This is a genomic window from Deltaproteobacteria bacterium (assembly GCA_020848905.1).
GTDB lineage: Bacteria > Myxococcota_A > Polyangia.
In genome coordinates this window covers 22731-41292 of record JADLHG010000067.1, presented here as the reverse complement: position 1 = coordinate 41292, position 18562 = coordinate 22731, and the positions used below count along the sequence as shown (strand labels likewise).

Sequence of the window (18562 nt, the reverse complement as noted above, 5' to 3'; positions counted from 1 at the left end):
CGGCGCCGTGAGCTCGAAGACCCCCATCCTCGAGACGCAGAAGCTGAGCCGGGTCCTCGGGGCCAAGGTCAAGCAGACCATCCTGCACGCGCTCGACCTGACGTTTTTGCCGGGGGACTTCGTCGCGCTGACCGGCGCGAGCGGCTCGGGCAAGAGCACGCTCCTCTACCTGCTCGGCGCGCTCGACCGCCCCTCGGCGGGGCGCGTGATCATCGACGGGGTCGACGCCAGCGAGCTTGACGACGACGACCGCGCCCACCTACGCAACGAGAAGCTCGGCTTCGTCTTCCAGTTCCACTTCTTGCTCCCCGAGTTCAACGTGCGCGAGAACGTGATGGTGCCGATGCTGCGGCGCGGCCTCTCGAAGGACGAGGCGGGGGACTTCGCCGAGCGCGCGCTCGAGTTCCTGGAGATCGGCGAGCTCTGGAAGCGGCGTCCCAACGAGCTCTCGGGGGGGCAGCAGCAGCGCGTGGCCATCGCCCGCGCCGTGGCCAACCAGCCGGCGATCCTGCTGGCCGACGAGCCGACGGGGAACCTGGACAGCAAGAACGCCGAGCTGGTGGTGGCGCTCTTCGAGCGGCTGAACGTCGAGCAGCGCATGACGATCGTGATGGTGACCCACGACGCGCACTTCGCGGAGCGCGCGGGTCGCCGGCTCACGCTCCGGGACGGCCGCGTGGTGGCCGACGAAGGCTCGGGGGTTAGGGCCAGCGGAACTACGGCCGCCGGCGCTTGACCACCTTCTTCAGCGGCGAGAGGTTGATCTCGTCGAGCACCGTACCGAAGGGGCTCTCGAGCGCCAGCTCCACGGCCTGGGCGATGCTCGTCTCGTCGACCGCGTTCTCCTCCTCGTCACCGGGACCGAATGAGAGCGCGTCGAAGAAGGGGGTGCGCACCATCCCCGGATTGACGAGGCAGACGTGCACCCCGCTCCGCGAGCACTCCTCGCGGAGCGACTGGGCGAAGCCGCGCAGAGCGAACTTGCTCGCCGAGTAGATCGCCCCGCGCCTCCCTCCGGCGAGCGCCGCCTCGGAGCCGAGGAAGACCAGGTCCGCCCGATGGAGCGACTTCAACGCCGGGAGAAAGGCGCGCACCACGAAGGCCTGGCTGAGGAAGTTCAGCTCGAGGAGCTCGCGCATCTGGTCGTACGAGAACTCCTCGAGCGAACCGAAGTGACCGCGGCCGGCGGCCAGCACCAGCGCGGAGACCTCCGGGTGGGCCTGCGCGAGGGCCGTCAGCGCCTCGGGGAGCGCGTCGAGCGCGCCGAGGTCTACCGGGACGGGGACGAAGCGCTCGTGCACGATCGCCCCCCGCTGGAAGTTGCGTCCCACGCCGAGGACGCGATGGCCTCGTTCGAGCAGGCGGCCGGCGATCGCGCCGCCGATCCCTCCCGTGGCCCCCGTGAGCAGGATGGTGCGCGGGCCGTCGGCGCGCGCGAGCTTGCGCGTGATCATCGGCGAGACTCGTTTCTCCCGGCCGAGGCCGGGTCGCGGGCCAGCGCGGCGAGCTGCCGCACGAGGAGGTCGAGCTCGCCCAGCCGTTCGTCGATCAGGCGCTCCACGAGCGCGGCGTCCACCTTCTCCGTGCGCTGGTGCAGGTTGTCGGAGACCACCTTGTAGCAATGAACGAGCGGGGGTGCGGCGAAGCGGCTGGCCGCGACGAAGAAGCCGCTGGCCTCCATCTCGTAGAGCCAGGGGCCCGCGTACTCCGTCTCGGGGCGCTCTACCGTGAGCACCGAGGCGGAGGGGATGGCGAGCTCCGGCAGCTGCGGGGGATACCAGCGCCAGCCGGTGGCCTCGTCCATCACCTTGTGGGCGAGGAGGCCGGTGCCGAGGGGATGCTCGCGGTGTCCGCCGACGCCCAGGTTGAGCCAGGCCGCCTGGCGCTGCCCGCCGCTGCGCAGGTAGAGGTACGAGGTCGCCGCCGCCGCCGCGAGCTTGCCGAGTCCCGAGACGACGAGCCAGATCCCTTCGCCCTGGTAGATCGGAAAGGGCTCGGGCTCAGCGGGCGGCTTGAGCCCGTAGTGCCGCACGAGCGGACGCGCCTCGGGGGGCAGGGCCACGACTAGGCGGAGCACGCTTCGCCCTCCTCCGGTGGACGCGCTTGAGCGTCGGCCCAGCGCGCGCGTCGCGCCTCGTAGCTCGCCACCTCGTCGTGCCGTCCGCGCTTTCGCGCCCCGGCGAGGTAGATCTCGAGCTTCTCGAGGAGCGTGGCGCGCGTGGCCTCGCGCTCCTCACCGACGAGCTCGGGGAGTTCGAGCATCCCCTCGAGCGCCTGGATGCGAAAGCGGTCCATGCCCGGGTAGCGCGCCGAGAGCTGGTCGGCGTGGCCGCCGTACTTCACGAGGAGCGGCTCGTCGAGAAAGAGCACCGGGTGGCGCAGGCAGATGCGCAGCCAGAGGTCGTAGTCCTCGCACGCCGGGAGCGACTCGTCGAAGAGGCCCACCTGGCAGAGCACCTCGCGGTGCAGGACCACCGACGAGGGAGAGATGCAGCAGAGCGGCAGGCAGTGCCGGTAGATGAAGCCGCCGCGCTTCTGGTGCTTGCGCATCGGGTTGACCCGCCGGCCGCGACGGATCCAGACCTCGTCGGTGTGACAGAGGCGCTGCTCGGGGGCGCGAGCAAGCGCGTCGAGCTGGCGGGCGAGCTTCGTGGGGCGCCATTCGTCGTCGGAGTCGAGCAAGGCGAGCCATTCGCCGCGCGCGGCCCGGAGCCCAACGTTTCGGGCGGCGCTCACACCGCGCTGCTGTTGCGAGAGCACGCGCACCTCGGGATAGCGGGCGAGCAGCTCGCGCGTGCCGTCGGTGGAGCCGTCGTCCACGACCAGGATCTCGTCGGCCGGGCGGGTCTGCGCCCGCACCGAGTCGAGCGCGCGCCCGAGGAGCGCCGCGCGGTCGTGGGTCGGCACGATCACCGAGACGGTCCCGGGGAGGTGTTCGGCCCGCATCACGCGTCTTCCAGGCCGAGCTCGCGCCGGAGCGCGAGGAGCTCGGGCCAGCGCCAGCTCGTGCGCACGCACGCGGGAAACACCCCGTGGCATTGCCCGTAGGCTCGCAGAAAGCTCAGCGTCCCGGCGTTGCAGTAGCCGCCGCCGCGGATCGGGCCGAACTCGGCCTCGTAGGGGCCGAGCTCCGCCGCGAGCCGCGCGTCGCGCTCCGCCTTGGCCACGATCGAGGCTGCGGCCACGGCGAGCTCCACGGATTCGGCCCGGTCGAGCGCCTCGAGCTCCGGCCGCTCCGCGCGCAGGGGCCCGAAGAGCCGCGCCCCGTCGGCCACGATACGGGTCGGGGCCGCCCCGTCGGCGATGAGCTCCCGCGCCAGGTCCTGTTCGAGCGCGTTCAGCCCGGCCCCCTGGACCCAGCGGTCCACCTCGGCCGCCTCGGCTACCCGCACGGCCACCTCGGCGTGCGCGCGGATCTCCTCGGCGAGCCGGGCCCGCCGGAGCTTTCCCGCCGCGGTCGAGCCGTAGGCCTTCGAGTCGAGGAGCCCGAGGCGCGCGAAGGTCGACCGCGCCGCAGGGGAGGCGCGCACGCCGCAGAGGACGAGCGGCCCGAGCAGAGGACCGCGCCCCGCCTCGTCGATCCCCAGGACGAGGGGGTCCCCGGGCCTCTCCTCCGTCGCCGCGCCAGGTCCGTGCCGCACGCCCCGGACCATACTCGATGCCCGGCCGGCGGAGTAGACGGCGGTGGGCGATCCGGCTGGCCGGCCAGCCAGCGGGGGGGATCCCCTGACCCCAGCACCGCTCCCGACCTCCAGGTAACGGGTGTAATACAAGTGGCTTACGCGGAAACGAGACTTGGCATCGCAGCTGCATTAGCGACCTTCGTTCGCAACGGGTGCCTACGCAGGGAGCGGAAACCATGCTCAGTCGGTCGTGCCAGAGCCATCGCATTCGAGGTCGGGTGATCGTGGCGACGCTCTTCGGGTTGACGACCGGCGCCTGCGGGACGATGGACGAGCCGGGCGAGGCGACGGAGCCGACCCTCGAGCACCACGACCGCCTCCCCGCCACCGGCGGCGGCACTCCGTCCGAGGAGGCGGCGCTCCCCCAGCCCTCCGAGGAGCTCAGCCCCCGCTGCCGCGCGACCTCCGTCCGGCTCTACTACAGCGGCACCGCGCGAGCGGTGGAACGCCTGTCGCCCATGCAGGTCAGCCTGTGCCTGGCGGGCGGCGCAAGCGACCTGGCCATCTCCTACACCGAGGAGGCCGAGGCGCACGAGCTCCGCATGCGGTCCGTGCAGTACTCCTACGACGGGCAGCGCGCGCGGGAGCTCGGCCTGCCGCGCGACCCCCTCGCGGTGGGTCTGGAGCTCGAGCGCACCTTCGGCGTGGACCCCTCCACCGCGCTCGACTCCTCGACGCTGCGGCAGGACGGCACGATCCCGGCCGGGCAGAAGGCCGTCTTCTACCGGCAGACGACCCAGCTCGAGCGCGTGGCCCAGATCATCGCGCACACGAGCTGCGGCGTCCGCGTCTCCCTGGGCTACGTGAAGCTGAGCGACTGGTCGCACACGGCCGAGCTCGCCACGGGCGAGAGCTGCCCGCCCCCGACCCGCCTGCCCCCCGCGGCCAAGTTCACCGCGAAGATCCAGTAGCCTCCCCCGTCGTCGCCGATCTACGCTAGCGCGCTCCCCGACCCGCCGTACCACCGTCCCCCTCGCTCCGGCGTGGGGACCCCAGCTCAAGGAGACCCTCTCGTGCGCGCTACCGTCCGCTCGTTCTTCGTCGTGGCCTCGCTCTGCCTCCTCGCCGCCCCGGCCAGCGCGGCCAACCCCTTCGCCCCGGCCAAGAAGCTCGGCGATCACCTGACCAAGGGAGTCAACGCGGCCCTCAAGGGCAAGGACCCCAAGGCCGCCTTCGCCCCCATCGAGGTGCAGACCCGCACCCCGCTCACCGAATCGCTGAAAGGGGCCACCGTGGCCTCGGCGCGCCTTCTGGCCCTCGAGTTCGAGCTCATCTTCTACCAGGGGGACCGCGCCGTCTTCTACCTGCGCACGGCGCTGAACTTCGGCGAGGGCGGCCCGAAGCTCCTCTCGTTCCAGGGGCGCGAGGTGCCCGACGGCAAGATGTTCGTGAAGGGGCTCTCCCCGGCCAAGTTCAAGGGGGCCTTCGCCCCGCTCGGCGCGGCCGCCAAGGCGGCGATCAAGGCCGTCACCAGCGCGGCGTGCAAGTCGCTGCCGGTGGTGGAGATCGGCGAGCTCCCCTTCCTGCCGGCGGGCAAGATGCGCGACCGGGCGACCCAGGACCTGGCTCAGGCCAAGACGATGCTCCCGACCCAGTGCGACAAGCTCGCCTCGCTGAAGTTCACGCGCGCGGACCTGCGCGTGGACGACGTGGTCTTCGCGGCGCTCTCCGCCGACGGCAAGATGGTGGGGATGATCAAGGGGGACCTGGAGATCGGCGACAAGAAGCAGGTCTTCGAGCTGGGTGGGTTCCGCGCGGCGAAAGATCGCTAGCGCGCCGTCGGGCCCTTACTTGGGCGCGACGAGCTTCTGACAGCCGCACCCGCAGTCGTCCGAGAAGTAGGTCGAGTCCGCCGTGCAGAAGAAGCGAATCCGCGCGCACTCCTCCTTGCTCTTGCCCACGTAGCTCTTGCTCGGGTCCGCCGTGAAGTCGCACGTCGCGGCCACGGTGAAGTGGGCCGAGACGGCCGTGCGGAAGCTCGTGCACTTGGCGCGGCTCAGCGGCTGGTCGGCGACGCACCCGAGGCCGTACTCCCCGACGAGCCGATAGGTCCCGGCCGCCTTCGGGAACATGGTCTGGTTAAAGGTGGTGCCGGGCTTCACCGGCTGCGCCAGGCCCTCCCAGACGCAGATCCGGTCGGGACCCGTGCTGACCCAGGTCTTCCCCTCCTGCTTCTGCCAGTCGAAGGCGGAGCACCCGCCGAGGTAAATCGTCTCGGAGCTGGTGTTGGTCAGCGACGCCGGGAAGGGCTGCCCCACCTTCTGCACCGCGCCCGTCACCTGGATGGCCAGGCACGCGCCGTCGTGCTGGACCGACACGCCCGCGGATGCGGCCATGCAGCCGTTGCTGTGGGTGCGGTTGTCGCAGCCGCAGACCGGCTTGTAGAGGGCGATGCACGCGTCGGGGTGCACGGTGCAGGTCCCCTTCGTGCCGTCCAGCCCGCACCCGCTCTTGAAGGCGCAGAACTGTCCCTTGGCGCACTCGTCGTTGCTCGCGCAGCTCGTCGCCGCGCAGCTCGCCGTCAGTGTGTAGTTGCCCCAGGTCCAGGCGCGCAGCGAATAGGCCGCCACGAGGAGCTTGCCCTCCTTCTCGGGCGTGTAGGCCAGCGTGGCCTTGTTCGCGTTGCGCACGCGGGTCGACGCCAGGCGCTTTCCCGTCTCGGCGTCGTAGACCGCGAGGCCCACCCCCGCCGACGGAGCGTACGTGCCTTCGAAGGCGAAGGTGGTCGCCGTCCCCTGCGTACCGGGGAAGCTGTAGAGGTGCGCGCTATCCCACGGGGTGAAGCGGCCTCTCACGGCCGTCGTGCAGTTGAACTCCGCCGGGATGTGCCGGAGCCAGCTCGGCACGTCGGCCTTCCCGCCGAGCTCGGCGAGCTCGGGGCGCTCCTCGTTTCCCGCCTCGGGGGTCTCGCCGCCGCAGGCCACGAGGCTCAGGGTCAGGCCCACGCACAGGGCCAGGGTCAGTTCACGCGTCCGCCACATGGGTCCTCTCCAAACACGGTTGTCCGAAGAGTGCGCAGGAGCAGCTCCCGTGCCACGGCCGACCGGCGCGTCGTGGCGTTCCAACACGCGATGGTCCCACAGGGATCGACCGCCTCGCCGCGGACCGGGAGGCACCCGAACACCGAGATCCGACGATCCGCCCGCCAGCTTTCCGATTTCGCAAGGACGCGGTGGGGCCCGAGGGCCCTCAGGGGACGAGCAACCCCGTCTCGGTGAGGAGGTAGACCAGGCGGGTGGCGGTCTGCTTCTGCACGACCTCGGTGAAGCGGCCGAGCACCTCTCCGACGGTGAGCCGCCCATCGAAGCGCTGGCGGAGCTGCGCCGGCAAGGGTCCGAGGCGAAAGACCTCGGGGGGGACCGGCGTGAGGCTCGCGGGGCGGAGCGGCACCCCCATGAGCGGCTGGAGCCGCTCGACGAGCACCTCCAGGGCGATCGAATGGATCGCCGCACCGAGGAGCTCGAACGCGTCGAGCCCGAGCGGAGCGAACTCCTCGGTGTTGCGCCGCCCCGCGTAGTACTCGAAGGTGCCGGTGGTCCAGGTGAAGGTATCGAGCAGCTTCTGCCGTACCTGGAAGGTCAGGTGGCGGAGCATCTCGACCGGCGTCACCAGCTTGAGCGAGACGAGCGTGTCCCCGAGGCGCCCTTGGAAGTGCGGCAACATGGCCAGCGCCATGGAGAGCTCGCCGTCGGAGATCACCCCTTTGCGCACCATGTACTGACCGAAGAGCTCCTCCGCCTGGTTCGAGCTGATGGAGCGCGGGTGTCCGTCGACCACGAAGATCTTCTTCTGCGCCTCCCCTTGCTTGAGCAGGAGCAGCCCCGTCTCCTCCTTCACGGCGAGGCGGAAGATGACCTTGAAGAGGCTCTGCCGCTCGAGGTCCCCGTGCTGATCGGAGCTGGTCTGCGGCAGCCCCGTGGCGGCCAGGCGCGCCGCGACCTGCTCCGCAGCCGGCGCCGGGGGCAGCTCGTGGATCTCGGGGAGCGCGGGGGCCTCGACGAGGTCCTGCAGGTCGTCGAAGTCGGGGAGCGAGTCGAGAGAGCGCCGCGGGTCGGCCACTGCGGCGAGGCGGTCGTCGGTCTGCGACCTCCCGGACTCCTGCATCACCGGCAGCTCCCCGGGCAGAGGCTGCGCGCTCGGCGGCGGGGCGAGCACGATGCGCCGCTTCTTCCCCACCTCACGGGGGCGCTCCACTCCGGTGGTCCCCTCGAGCTCCGGCGGCACATCGACCTGCCGCGTCTCGGCGGCGGCCTTCTTGAAGAGCTCCTCCTCCATCGAGGTCTTCGTCAGGTCCATGCTGCTGCTGGCGAAGTCGCTGCGCACGCGCCCCTCGCCGAGCGCGGGGATCTCCACCGCGCCGCCGTCGTCGTCGGCTCCCGTCACCATGGCCTGGTCGTCGCCGAGGCGGTCGAGGAAGCGCCGGACGTGGCCGTTACTGACCATGCGGCGGTTGTCGTAGAGGTAGCGCAAGAGCGCGTCGCGGAAGTCGGCCGCGTTCTGGTAGCGCAGCGCCGGATCGCGCGAGAGGGCCGCCTCGAGGATCGCGCGCAGGTCCTTCGGAATGCGCTCGCCGTACCGGCTCAGGCGGTCGAGCTGCGCGTCCCGCACCTGCAAGAGAATGTCGAGCTCGTTGCGCGCGGTGAAGAGGCGCCGGATGATGAGGAGCTCCGCGAGTACTACCCCCGCCGAGAAGACGTCGGCGCGGTGGTCCACGATGTCGCCGCTCACCTGCTCGGGGGACATGTAGCCGTACTTGCCCTTGAGCACCCCGACCTGCGTGTTCTCCTCGCGCAGGGCGGCGCGCGCGATGCCGAAGTCGCCGAGCTTCACGTCTCCGCGCGTGGAGATGAAGATGTTCGAGGGCGTGATGTCGCGATGCACGATGCCGAGCGGCACGCCCTGCTCGTCCTTCAGCGCGTGCGAGTAGTCGAGCGCGTCGAGCACCTCGGAGATGACGTGCACGGCCACCGCGGTGGTCGGGCGGCAGCGCCGGTCGGCGCAGAGACGCAGGAGCGCGAGGCCGTCGATGCCGTCGACGTGCTCCATGGCGATGTAGTACTGGCCGTTCACCTCGCCGAAGTCGAGCACCTGCACGATCTTCGGGTGGTTGAGCTGGCCCATCACCTTGGCCTCGTCGATGAACATGCGCACGAACTCGGCGTCCTGCGCGAGCTGCGGCAGGATGCGCTTCACGACGAGGGTGCGCTCGAAGCCGTGCGCGCCGAAGACCTTGGCCTTGAAGATCTCCGCCATCCCCCCGAGGGCGATGCGCTCGACGAGCCGGTAGCGGCCGAAGGTGACGGGCTCGAAGGGCGCACCTCCGCCGCCGGCGCCCCGCAGCGCTCCCGAAGGCGGGCCTTTCGGCTTTCGGTCAGATGGGCGGAGCATGCGAATCGGCCTCCCCGGAGCGGCGTCACCCTCTCGGCGCGAGGGCTTCGTCGCGCCGCCGGCCATTGTACCCGGGAACCGACTGGAAGGCAGCCGGATCCGCCGCGGCGAAGAGGGCTCGCGGCGGTCAGGCCGGCGCCTCCCGGGGCAAGGCCGCCCGCAGCGCGGAGAGGGGCCCGAGGAGCCGCAGCTCGAGCTCCTGTTCGAGGAGGGAGAGCTCCCGTCCCGCGTCGCGCACCACCTCGCGCAGGACCTGGGTGGTCGCGGCGTCCCATTCTCGCAGCGGCGCGAAGAGCTCCCCCTCCAGGTCGAGGGGCCTCTCGGCCAGGACGGCCGCGACGCGCGCCGTCTCGAGCTCGAGCTCGGGCAGCTCCACGGCGAAGAAGCGCTCCACCCGCCCGCCGGCGAGGTAGCCGCGCGCGTAGGCGGCGAAGCGCGCGTAGACCTGCTGCTCGAGGAGCGCGCGTCGCTCGGCGGCCCGGGCGAGCACGAGCTCGGCGGTGCGCGCCAGCACCGTCGACGCGGCCGGGGAGGCCTCCCGCCGCAGCGCCGCGTGGAGCGTCTCGGCCAGGCTCTCGACCTCCGCCGCCACGCGCGCCTGGGACCTCTGACCGAGCTGCGCGAGGCCGTGGCTCCAGAGCTCGAGGAGAAAGTCCCGGTCGGCGCGACTCACCGCGTGCTCGCCGAAGCGCGACCTGCGGGGCCGTACGAAGTCCACCACCTCGCCCGCGTTGCGGCGATGCAGCTCGCCGAGCTCCACCCGCAACCGGGCCAGCTCCGCGTCGAGGCGCGCGGCCGGCCGCTCCGTACGGCAGCGTTCGTCCAGCTCCGCGGCGAGCTCGCGCCCCGCGGCGACCGCGACCCGCTCGCCCTCGAGCTGCTCGAGCGCCTGCCCGAGCGTCTCGCCCAGGCGGCGCGCCACCACCGCCCGCTTGAGCGCGCGGCTCCGGGCGAAGATCCGCGTCTCGAGGTGCGCGCGCAGCGCGGGAAAGCCGCTCTCCTCGAGAGCCGGCTCCCCCGCCCCGTGCGCGAGCGCACCGAGCGCCTGCCGCGCCGAGACGGGCAGGACGTCGTCGACGAGCTCCCCGAAGCCCTGCCGCAGGTGGGCCAGCACCGCCTCGCGCTCCTCGACGGTGAGGCGGTCCACCTTGTTCAGCACGCCGACGGTCTTGAGGCGCTGCCGCCCGATGAGCGCGAGCGCCTCCTCCTCGGTCTGCTTCCCCGCCTGGCCGGCCGAGAAGAGCCAGACCACGGCGTCGGCCTGCGCGAGGTACTCCCGCGCCGTCTGTTCGTGCTCCTCGAGAAGCGAGTTGAGCCCCGGCGTGTCGACCACGTTCACGCGCTGCAGCTCCTCGGCCGGCACGAGGATCTCCACCACGCGCACCCCGCGCGCGCGGGCCGGCTCGAGCTGGCGCAGAAACGGGCCCAGCTCCTCGAACGAGAGCAGCTCCTCGCGGTCGTCGCGCCACACCACGCGCGCCCCCGGCTCGCGACCGTACTTGAGCACGTTGATCGTGGCCGTCGTCGGCGTGACCCCCATCGGCGCCACCTCGCGCCCGATGAGCGCGTTCACGAAGGTGGACTTGCCGCTGTTGAACTCTCCCATCACCGCGAGGAGGAGCGGCAGGTCCACTTCCTGCGAGAGACGCGCCGTCTGCGCGGCGAGCGCGCTCAGTGCGGGCCGGGCCGCGAGCAGCCGCTCGACTCGCCGCAGGACCGGATGCAGGCTCTCCTCCGCCGCCGCGACCTCGCCTCCGACGAGCGCGCGGCAGGCCTCTTCGAAGCAGCGCCGCGCCACGCGACTCGCGGGACGCAGCCGCAGCGCCGAACGAAGCGCGACGATCGCCGCCTCGGGCCTGCCGGCCTCGAGCTCCAGGCGACCGAGGACCAGTCGCCCCGCGAAGGTCTCCCCCGCGGCCAGCGACCGGGCGACGAGCTCGAAGGCGCGCGCGGGGTCGCTCGCGCCCCACGCGGCGGCAGCGAGCGCCAGGGCTTCGTTCGGTTCCGCGCGCAGGTGCGCTTCCGCCTCGGCGGCGAGGAGAGAGCTACGCGCTTCCTCCACTGCCAGCGCGAGGATGCGTGCGAGAAGCGATGGGGAGGCCTCGCCCTGGTCGCGCGCGATCCGGAGGTGGGCGAGGGCCTGCGCCGCGTCGTCCACCGCGAGGTGGACCTCGGCCAGCACGAGGTGCGCGGCCGGCAGCCGGGGCGACTCGGCGAGAAGGGCCAGCACCGCGTCTCGCGCCTCGCCGCCGCGACCGCTCGCGAGCAGACACCGCGCGAGGGCCAGCCGCCCCTCACCGAGTCGGGGCGCCGCCTCGGTCAGCCGCAGCGCCGCGAGCCGCGCCTCGTCGGGACGGCCGAGCGCGAGGAGAACCTCCACCAGCGCGAGCAGCGACGGGGGGTCGGGGACGGGCGCCAGCGCCGCGCGCTCGAGGCAGTGCCGCGCGAGCGAGAGGTCCCCGTCCCGCTGGAGCGCGCGCCCGAGCAGCCCGAGGAGCCGCGCGTCCTTGCCGTCGCTCGCCGCCACGGCCTTGCGCAGCTCGCGCACCGCGCGGTCGAGCTCGCCGCGCGCGAGAAACACCTCGCCCCGGAGCGCGTAGAGGTCGGCGAGCAGCCCCTCCTCGAGACGCCCCGACAGCGCCTGCCGCGCCGTCTTCAGGGCCGCCTCGTCCTCTCCGAGGCCGCGCTGCGCCAGCGCGAGGGCCGCGAGCACCTCCCCCTCGTCGGGGCGGAGCGCCCGGGCCGCCTCCAGCGCCACCCGCGCCTCGGCGAAGCGCCCCTGCCGGAGCAGCGCCAGCCCGAGCAGGAACGCCCCCCGCGGGTGCTCGGGGGCCTGCGCCACCACCTGCCGCAGGAGCTCCTCGGCGCGCGCGAGTTCCCCCGCCCCGAGCGCCGCCTGCCCCGCCTCGAGCGCGTCCTTGACCGCGTCCGGGGCCGCCAGCTCCTCCACCCACCCTTCGAGGCGCTGGCCCACCCGGTCCCAGAATCCCATCTCTCGACCATACCGCCTCGGCGCGCAGGGCGACATCTCCCGCGTAGCCGGGCAAAGATCCTCCGGCCGATCCCTCGAGCGAACGTGGTCATTCGAAGATCAGCGGATGGCCACGCCAGCATCCGGCCCAGCGGGCGGCAACCCTGCGCCGCCCCCCCGCACGGCCGCACCTCACGGAGCCTCCGGCCGCCCGGCCCGCCACGGGTCAATAGACCCCGCTCATGGCGGCCCGGATCGGCGCGACATGCGGGCACGCCGCGCGAACCGCCGACCGCATCCTGAAATTTCTTGGTGATACAAGCGTGGCATGGACTCGTGTCCCCAGCTCTACCCAGCTCTGCGCAGAGATCTCTCGCCGGCCCCCGCCTCGCGCAGTCCACGGAGCCTTCCCGGCCGAGCTCGCGAGGGGAGGCCGAGCGTTGCGGCACGTCCCCTGCACTCAAGGCGGCCAGGACCCACGTCCGCAAACGACGGAACACCCACGAGGGTCGACGCAGTCCCTCGGTCGCAAAGGAGAGCCCATGAGCCGTCACACCACGCGAGCAGGTCTTCTTCGGCTGCTCCTTCTGCCGCTCCTCCTGTCGAGCGCGGCGGTCTCCGCGCGTCAGCCCGTGCGGGGCACCCCCGTCGAGCGGGACATCGCCCGGCTCACCTCGTACGGCGGCGCCGCGTACGAAGTTCGAGGCGCGCTCACCGGTCAGGTCACGGGCTCCCAGCACATCCTGCAGCTCCGCGACAAGCGCGTGATGGTGGACTGCGGCATGTTCCAGGGCAAAGGCGCCGCCGAGAAGAACGGCATCCTACGCCCCGACGCCCACACGGTTGACGCCGTGGTGCTCACGCACGCCCACATCGATCACTGTGGAATGCTCCCCCTGCTGGTGAAGAACGGCTATCGCGGGCAGATTCACATGACGCCCGCCACGGCGGAGCTGGCGAAGGCCATCCTGCTCGACTCGGCGAAGATTCAGGAGATGAACGCCGATCGCGCCAAGAAGACCAACGTCAAGTACAGCCTGCGCGAGGGCCAGCGCGGTTGGCGCCCCGAGGTCCCGATGTACACGACGGCCGACGTCGAGTCGACGGTTGGACGCTTCGTGACCCATCCCTACGGGCAGACCTTCAGCCCGGTCGAGGGGATCTCGACGCACCTTGTGGACGCAGGGCATCTCCTCGGCTCGGCCTCGGCCATCATGGACATGTCGATCAACGGTCGGGCGCGCCGCATGGTCTTCGGGGGCGACCTGGGTCGCCGCAACTCGGGCATCCTGAACGACCCGACGGTCCCGGCCCGCGCCGACTACGTCGTGATGGAGGCCACCTACGGCGGTCGCGTGCACGCCGCCCCGGAGAACGTGAAGACCCAGCTGCTGGCCGAGATCCAGGCGACCTTCGCCCGCGGCGGCAACCTGGTCATTCCGGCCTTCGCGCAGGGGCGCACGCAGGAGCTCCTCTACGCGCTCAAGCAGCTCTCCGCTGAAGGACGGCTGACCCACAACGGCCAGCCGGTCAAGGTCTTCGTGGACTCGCCGCTCGCCATCTCGGTCACCGAGGCCTTCCGCCGCAACATCGGCATCTGCAACGCCAACGTGCGGTCCTTCGCCGAGCGCAACGGCAACCCCTTCGAGTTCAACGGGCTGACCTTCTCGCGCACGGCCGACGACAGCAAGGCCATCGCCAACGTCCAGGGGCCGAAGATCATCATCGCCGCCTCCGGCATGTGCGACAACGGCCGCATCGTGCACCACCTCAAGAACAACCTCGGCAACCCGAACAACACGATCCTGCTCGCCGGCTACCAGAGCCCCTGGAGCCTGGGCGGCCAGCTCACGGCCGAGCAGCGCCCCCGCTCGATCAAGATCTTCGGTCAGCAGGTCCCCGTGCAGGCCAAGATCGAGCGCATCGGCGGCATCTCGGCCCACGCCGACCAGCGCGACCTGCTCTGGTGGAGCGGCTCGCTCGGCGAGCAGGTCAGCCGCTTCTTCCTCGTGCACGGCGACACCGATCAGCTCCAGGCGCTGAAGGGCGCGCTCACCGGCCAGCAGGGTCGTCGTAACGTGACGATCAACACCGAGGGCGCGACGTACGACCTGGACTAGAGACACCCCCTAGGGAAGCCTCGCCCCGCTACGCGCCCCCGCCCTCGTCGCTCCACACACTGCCACGTAGCCGCTCGAGCTCCGCCCCAATCACCACGAGGCGTGCATCCTGCGCCGCGAGCGCCCCCTGCGCCTCCTCGGCGGAGGCCTCGCGCACGCGCCGCTCGGCCAGCGCCTGGTCCAGCACCTCCGAGATGTTCTTGTAGAGCGCGTCCCCCGCGTTCTCGACGAAGGCGGTGAGGCGCTCGGCGAACTGGTCCACGATCTCCTCGAAGCGGGGCCGGATCGTCTCGGCGCCGCGGCGAATCACCTCGGGCCCGTGCTGCTTCGCCTGGGCCTTGATCTGCGCCCCCACCTTCTCGCGCAGCACCACGGCCAGGATCGGTGCGGCGATGGTCAAAAGCCCGCCGACGAAGGTGTTCATGAAGAGAAAGATCGTGGTGCCCAGCGCCCCGAGGGCGAAGACCCCCGCGTCGTACTTGAGCGTGTCCACCTCCAGCTCCACGCGCACCTCACCCGGACCGAAGCGCCCCGCCACCGCCTCGAGCACGGCGTGCACGTTCTCGTTCGTGACCTGGATGATCTCCTCGGCCAGCTTCTCGAGCAGCTCGGCCGCCTTGTCCCCCTCCTGCTCGGCCCACTCCTTGAACTTGTCCTGCAGGAAGAACTGGAGGTAGCGCTTCACGTCGGTGGCCTCGACGGCGTCGATCGCCGCGGGCAGCGCCTCGGAGAAGGCCTCGGCGAAGAGGCGCAGGTCGTGACGGATCGTGGCCTTCACCGCCTCGGTCTCGTGCCCGATCCGCTCGAGCGCCTCGGAGAGCGTCTGGCGCGAGCCCTCGAGCTGACGCCGCACCTGCGACACGCGCTCGGTGAGCTCCTCGACGGAGAGCTCGAGCGTGCCGCGCTTGAGCCCCACGCTCGAGCGCAGGTAGGCGAGCGTGCGCTCCGCGTCGGCGAGCGCGTTGTCGAGGAGGATCTTGCCCCGCTCCTCGTGCAGGTGGCGCTGGAGGAAGGCGAGGAGCGGCTCCATCCCGCTCGCCTCGCGCTCCCCTTGCAGGTAGCGGCGCGCGCTGGCCGTGAAGATCACCGGGTCCTCGACGAGCGCGGCCAGGTGCTGCCGCGCGAAGTTGAGCGTCTCCTCGGCCTCCTCGGGCGAGAGCAGGTCCACCTTGCCGATCACGAAGAGCAGCTTGTCGCGCGTGCGGCGGAGGAGCCTCTGCTGGATGAAGGCCCTCTCGCTCTGCTTGAGCACCTGCGTACCGTCGAGGAGGAAGATCACGGCGTCGGCGCGCGGGATATAGCTGTAGGTGATCTCGGCCCGCGCCTCGTTGATGTCGTTGACCCCCGGCGTGTCGACGAGCGTGATCTTGTCGCGCAGGAGGTCCGCCGGAAAGCCGAGCTCCACGTAGCGAATCTCGGCGGCGTGCTCCCCTTCGAGCGTGACGTAGTCGGCGAGCTCCGCGAGGGGGATCTCCTTGGCCGTCCCGTCCCGCAGCACGGCGCGCACGCGCGGCGCCTCGGCCCAGACGATGTGATTGATCGTGGCCGTGGTGGGGGTGATCCCGACCGGCAGGATGCCCTCGCCGAGGAGGGCGTTCACGAAGGTGCTCTTGCCGTGGTTGAACTCCCCGAGCACGACCAGGTTGAAGCGCCCCTCGGCGAGCTTCGGGATGCGGACCCCCACGAGCTCGAGCTCGAGCGAGCGCATGCCGAGCTCGGCCGCCGCCTCGGCGAGCTGCCTGAGGGTCGCGCCGATCTGCTCCTGCCGCTGCCGATAGGCCTCTAGCATGGGGCCTCCTTTACGCGGGGCAGCATAGCGCAGCGGACTGCTGCTGCGGACACTCTGCGGCCTCTCGACCCCGGACCGGCCGCTGGGCCAGCCGCCAGGCCTCGGCCAAGCCCGCGTAATCACGATCCCGGCGCGGGCCGGATCCGCGTCCGCGAAGGCACGAGGCGTGCACTAGGGTCCTCCGACGGAAACCACCGGAGTCCCTCGATGCGCCTTCTCCCCTCTCGCTCTCTCGCGCTGGCCGCACTCCTTCTCGTCCCCGGCCTGGCCCGGGCTACCCCGGCCTCGCAGGCCGAGTCGGCGCAGACGCGGCAGCTCCGCAGCGCCGTCCAGGAGCTCAAGGCGGTGAACCGCTCGCTCCAGTCGGCGGTGGACCGCGGCGGTCAGCTCGGGCGCGCGGAGGTGGTGTGGAACCCCTTCGTGCGCGGGCTGCATCGGGTGAGCCTCTGGTCGCTCATCGGCGCCGGTCGCACGCTCGACCGCGCGGCGCGGCGCATCGCAGAGCTCGACAAGGGGGTCAAGCAGGCCGAGAGCGGCCTGTGGGCCGAGCTCACGGCCGAGGCCCAGAAACTGAGCACGGCCTACCACAAAGCCGAGAACGTGCTCTACGTGCACGAGCGGCCGTTGCTCATCTTCAAGGACCGCAGGTCCGAGTACTACGGCATCCCGGGCACCCTGCAGAACGCCTGGAGCACCTTCCTGAAGGCCGAGCAGGCCCAGGGCCTCAACCGCGCGACGAAGTAGCTTCCCGGCGACGACGTAGCTTCCCGCGCCACGAGGTAGCCTCCCGCGCGCCTCGACGGCTCCCCCGCTACTTGCCCGCCTTGCGCCCGCCGAAGACGCTCACGAGCTTGCCCACGGCGGCGTCGCACGCGTCGAGACTCTGCCCCTCGCCCTCGGTGAGCGCCTCGCCGGCGGCCTTGCGGAAGTAGTGCGTCGCGGCGAAGAGCTTGAGCGCGGCGACCCGCTTCGGCAGGTAGGGGTGGCTCTGCAGGAGCTCCGCCATGCGCCCCGGGCCCTGCCGGCTCTCGTCGAGCTGCTTCAGGTACTCGTCGACGTTCACCTGCTCGGCCAGCTTCTGGCTGCCAAGGGCGAGCTTGACCAGCGCCGAGACGCCCGGCTCGAGCGCCCCCACGCAGAGCAGGCCCGCGCGGTCGCAGGTGAGCTCGGCGCGGCGGGCCCAGCTCTGCAGCGCCAGCACGGCGGGCTTCACGATCCAGCGCAGAAAGACGTTCGCCGCGTAGGTCAGATAATAGAGGGTGGTCATGTAGACCACGTGGTTGTTCTGGATGTGGCCGCACTCGTGCCCGAGCACGAAGGCCAGCTCCTCGCGGCTCAGATGGTCCACGAGCACGCCGTTCAGCACGATGTACGCGTCGTCCTCGGTGCCGAAGGTGTGCGCGTTCAGCGTTCCGACCTCGGGGGCGACGTAGACCGTGGGGACGGCGATCTGCAGCTTCTCGGCGCAGGCCACGGTCAAGGCGTAGAGCTCCGGGAACTGCTTGTCCGTCACCTTCACCGCGCTGCCCAGGATCTGGCTCTTGGCCAGGTTCTTCCAGAGCCTGACCGAGGCCTCGGTGGCGAGCTTCACGGGGGTGACCCGGCCCAGGGTGCGCAGCACGCGATGGTCCCCCGGGTAGGCGTAGGCCGACCCGCTGCGCATCGTGGATTCCTCGGCCCCCTTGCGCTGGGCCACGTACTCGGCGAAGTCGAAGCTGATTTCCGGCATAGGACGGAGGCTAGCGCAAACCGCGCTCGTAGACCACGCCACCCGACAGACCCCTTCGCGGCGCCAGCATTACCATGGTAATATACTCAGCATGAAGACAGCCAGCTCGCGCGTCACCTCTCAGGGTCAGGTCTCGGTCCCGGCCGAGGTAAGGCGGCAGCTCGGGATGGGGCCCGGAGCGGTTCTCGAATGGGAGGTTGAAGGGGACCACGCCGTCGTGCGGCGCGTGGGGTCCTTCAGCTCCACGGAGATTCACGAGGCGATCTTCGACGAGCCCCCTGCGCGCCGCTCGCTCGAGGAGCTCGAGGAAGGCCTACGCAAGAGCATCAGGAGGCGCCATGCGCGCCATTGACACGAACGTCCTCGTGCGACTCCTGGTGCGCGACGACCCGAAGCAGGTCGCTGCGGCCGAGGCCTACGTCGCGGGCGGCGCCTGGGTCTCGCTCCTCGCGCTCGTCGAGACCGTTTGGGTGCTGGACGCCGTCTACGAGCTCAAACCCCGGAGTCTCGCCGCGGCCCTCGAAATGCTCCTCGATCACCAGTCTCTGGCGATTCAGGACGGCGAGCTCGTCGCCGCGGCCCTCGCCGCCTTTCGAGCGCACCCCAAGGTCGGCTTCTCCGACTGCGTCATGGTCGAGCTCGCCCGCCGCGCCGGCCACCTGCCACTGGGTACCTTCGACCGCGCGCTCGCCAAGCTCGACGGGGCCGAGAAGGTCTGACCCGCCCACCCCAAGCTCGTGCCCCGACGGAGGTGCAGGGGTCTACCGTCTCCAGCACGGCGGCCGGCGGCCCCGCGCGCATCACACGCCTGAGCCTGCCCCGGTTCACGCAGCTCACCGGCGGGGCGAAATACGGCCGCTTCGTCAGCACCGCCCCGGACGC

General features: G+C 71.4%; 16 protein-coding genes. 7 read left to right on the top strand and 9 right to left on the bottom strand.

What is annotated here, in order from left to right; genetic code table 11:
• The first annotated feature begins 7 nt into the window (after positions 1–7).
• Complete coding sequence (locus IT371_28400; protein MCC6751606.1) at positions 8–736, top strand: ABC transporter ATP-binding protein; 729 nt, start codon at positions 8–10, stop codon at positions 734–736.
• Here the strand turns inward: IT371_28400 and IT371_28395 are convergent.
• Genes IT371_28395 through IT371_28380 form a run of 4 tightly spaced genes read right to left on the bottom strand, consistent with a single transcriptional unit; the run spans position 717 to position 3641 of the window.
• Positions 717–1454, bottom strand: a complete 738-nt coding sequence (locus IT371_28395) for an SDR family NAD(P)-dependent oxidoreductase (protein ID MCC6751605.1) — start codon at positions 1452–1454, stop codon at positions 717–719. The two genes, IT371_28400 and IT371_28395, sit on opposite strands and share 20 nt — an antisense overlap.
• Positions 1451–2077: a hypothetical protein gene (locus IT371_28390; GenBank protein ID MCC6751604.1), complete on the bottom strand. Its 627-nt coding sequence runs from the start codon at positions 2075–2077 to the stop codon at positions 1451–1453. The genes IT371_28395 and IT371_28390 overlap by 4 nt, the downstream gene beginning before the upstream one ends.
• On the bottom strand, positions 2065–2946 hold the full coding sequence (locus IT371_28385; GenBank protein MCC6751603.1) for a glycosyltransferase family 2 protein: 882 nt from the start codon (positions 2944–2946) through the stop codon (positions 2065–2067). Before IT371_28385 ends, IT371_28390 begins: the two co-directional genes overlap by 13 nt.
• Positions 2946–3641, bottom strand: a complete 696-nt coding sequence (locus tag IT371_28380; protein MCC6751602.1) for a hypothetical protein — start codon at positions 3639–3641, stop codon at positions 2946–2948. Before IT371_28380 ends, IT371_28385 begins: the two co-directional genes overlap by 1 nt.
• Positions 3642–3859: 218 nt before the next feature.
• On the opposite strand from IT371_28380, the gene IT371_28375 reads away from it, so the two are divergent.
• Together IT371_28375 and IT371_28370 are read left to right on the top strand one after the other, a co-directional pair.
• A complete protein-coding gene (locus IT371_28375; protein MCC6751601.1) occupies positions 3860–4594 on the top strand; it encodes a hypothetical protein in 735 nt (244 codons plus the stop codon).
• Positions 4595–4696: 102 nt separating this feature from the next.
• Positions 4697–5455, top strand: a complete 759-nt coding sequence (locus IT371_28370) for a hypothetical protein (GenBank protein ID MCC6751600.1) — start codon at positions 4697–4699, stop codon at positions 5453–5455.
• A gap of 15 nt (positions 5456–5470) precedes the next feature.
• Here IT371_28370 and IT371_28365 read toward each other — a convergent pair whose 3' ends face one another.
• The 3 genes from IT371_28365 to IT371_28355 all read right to left on the bottom strand — a co-directional run bounded on the left by IT371_28365 (position 5471) and on the right by IT371_28355 (position 12063).
• The gene (locus tag IT371_28365) at positions 5471–6664 is read right to left on the bottom strand and encodes a hypothetical protein (GenBank protein ID MCC6751599.1); all 1194 of its coding nucleotides are present in this window, start codon (positions 6662–6664) and stop codon (positions 5471–5473) included.
• Positions 6665–6872: 208 nt separating this feature from the next.
• A complete protein-coding gene (locus IT371_28360) occupies positions 6873–9071 on the bottom strand; it encodes a serine/threonine protein kinase (protein ID MCC6751598.1) in 2199 nt (732 codons plus the stop codon).
• Between the two features lie 127 nt (positions 9072–9198).
• The gene (locus IT371_28355) at positions 9199–12063 is read right to left on the bottom strand and encodes a dynamin family protein (protein ID MCC6751597.1); all 2865 of its coding nucleotides are present in this window, start codon (positions 12061–12063) and stop codon (positions 9199–9201) included.
• A gap of 521 nt (positions 12064–12584) precedes the next feature.
• Here IT371_28355 and IT371_28350 point away from each other — a divergent pair.
• A complete protein-coding gene (locus IT371_28350; protein ID MCC6751596.1) occupies positions 12585–14162 on the top strand; it encodes an MBL fold metallo-hydrolase in 1578 nt (525 codons plus the stop codon).
• A 28-nt stretch (positions 14163–14190) separates the two neighbouring features.
• Here IT371_28350 and IT371_28345 read toward each other — a convergent pair whose 3' ends face one another.
• Positions 14191–15951, bottom strand: coding sequence for a dynamin family protein (locus IT371_28345; GenBank protein MCC6751595.1), 1761 nt, complete (start codon positions 15949–15951; stop codon positions 14191–14193).
• Between the two features lie 207 nt (positions 15952–16158).
• Between IT371_28345 and IT371_28340 the strand changes: the two genes are divergently transcribed.
• Complete coding sequence (locus tag IT371_28340; protein MCC6751594.1) at positions 16159–16695, top strand: hypothetical protein; 537 nt, start codon at positions 16159–16161, stop codon at positions 16693–16695.
• A gap of 67 nt (positions 16696–16762) precedes the next feature.
• Here the strand turns inward: IT371_28340 and IT371_28335 are convergent, their stop codons facing one another.
• Positions 16763–17680: a M48 family metallopeptidase gene (locus IT371_28335; GenBank protein MCC6751593.1), complete on the bottom strand. Its 918-nt coding sequence runs from the start codon at positions 17678–17680 to the stop codon at positions 16763–16765.
• A gap of 91 nt (positions 17681–17771) precedes the next feature.
• Between IT371_28335 and IT371_28330 the strand changes: the two genes are divergently transcribed.
• Both IT371_28330 and IT371_28325 read left to right on the top strand, forming a co-directional pair.
• Complete coding sequence (locus IT371_28330; protein ID MCC6751592.1) at positions 17772–18032, top strand: AbrB/MazE/SpoVT family DNA-binding domain-containing protein; 261 nt, start codon at positions 17772–17774, stop codon at positions 18030–18032.
• Entirely contained in the window at positions 18019–18399 is a 381-nt protein-coding gene (locus IT371_28325) for a PIN domain-containing protein (protein MCC6751591.1), read from the top strand. The genes IT371_28330 and IT371_28325 overlap by 14 nt, the downstream gene beginning before the upstream one ends.
• The last annotated feature ends 163 nt before the right edge of the window (positions 18400–18562 follow it).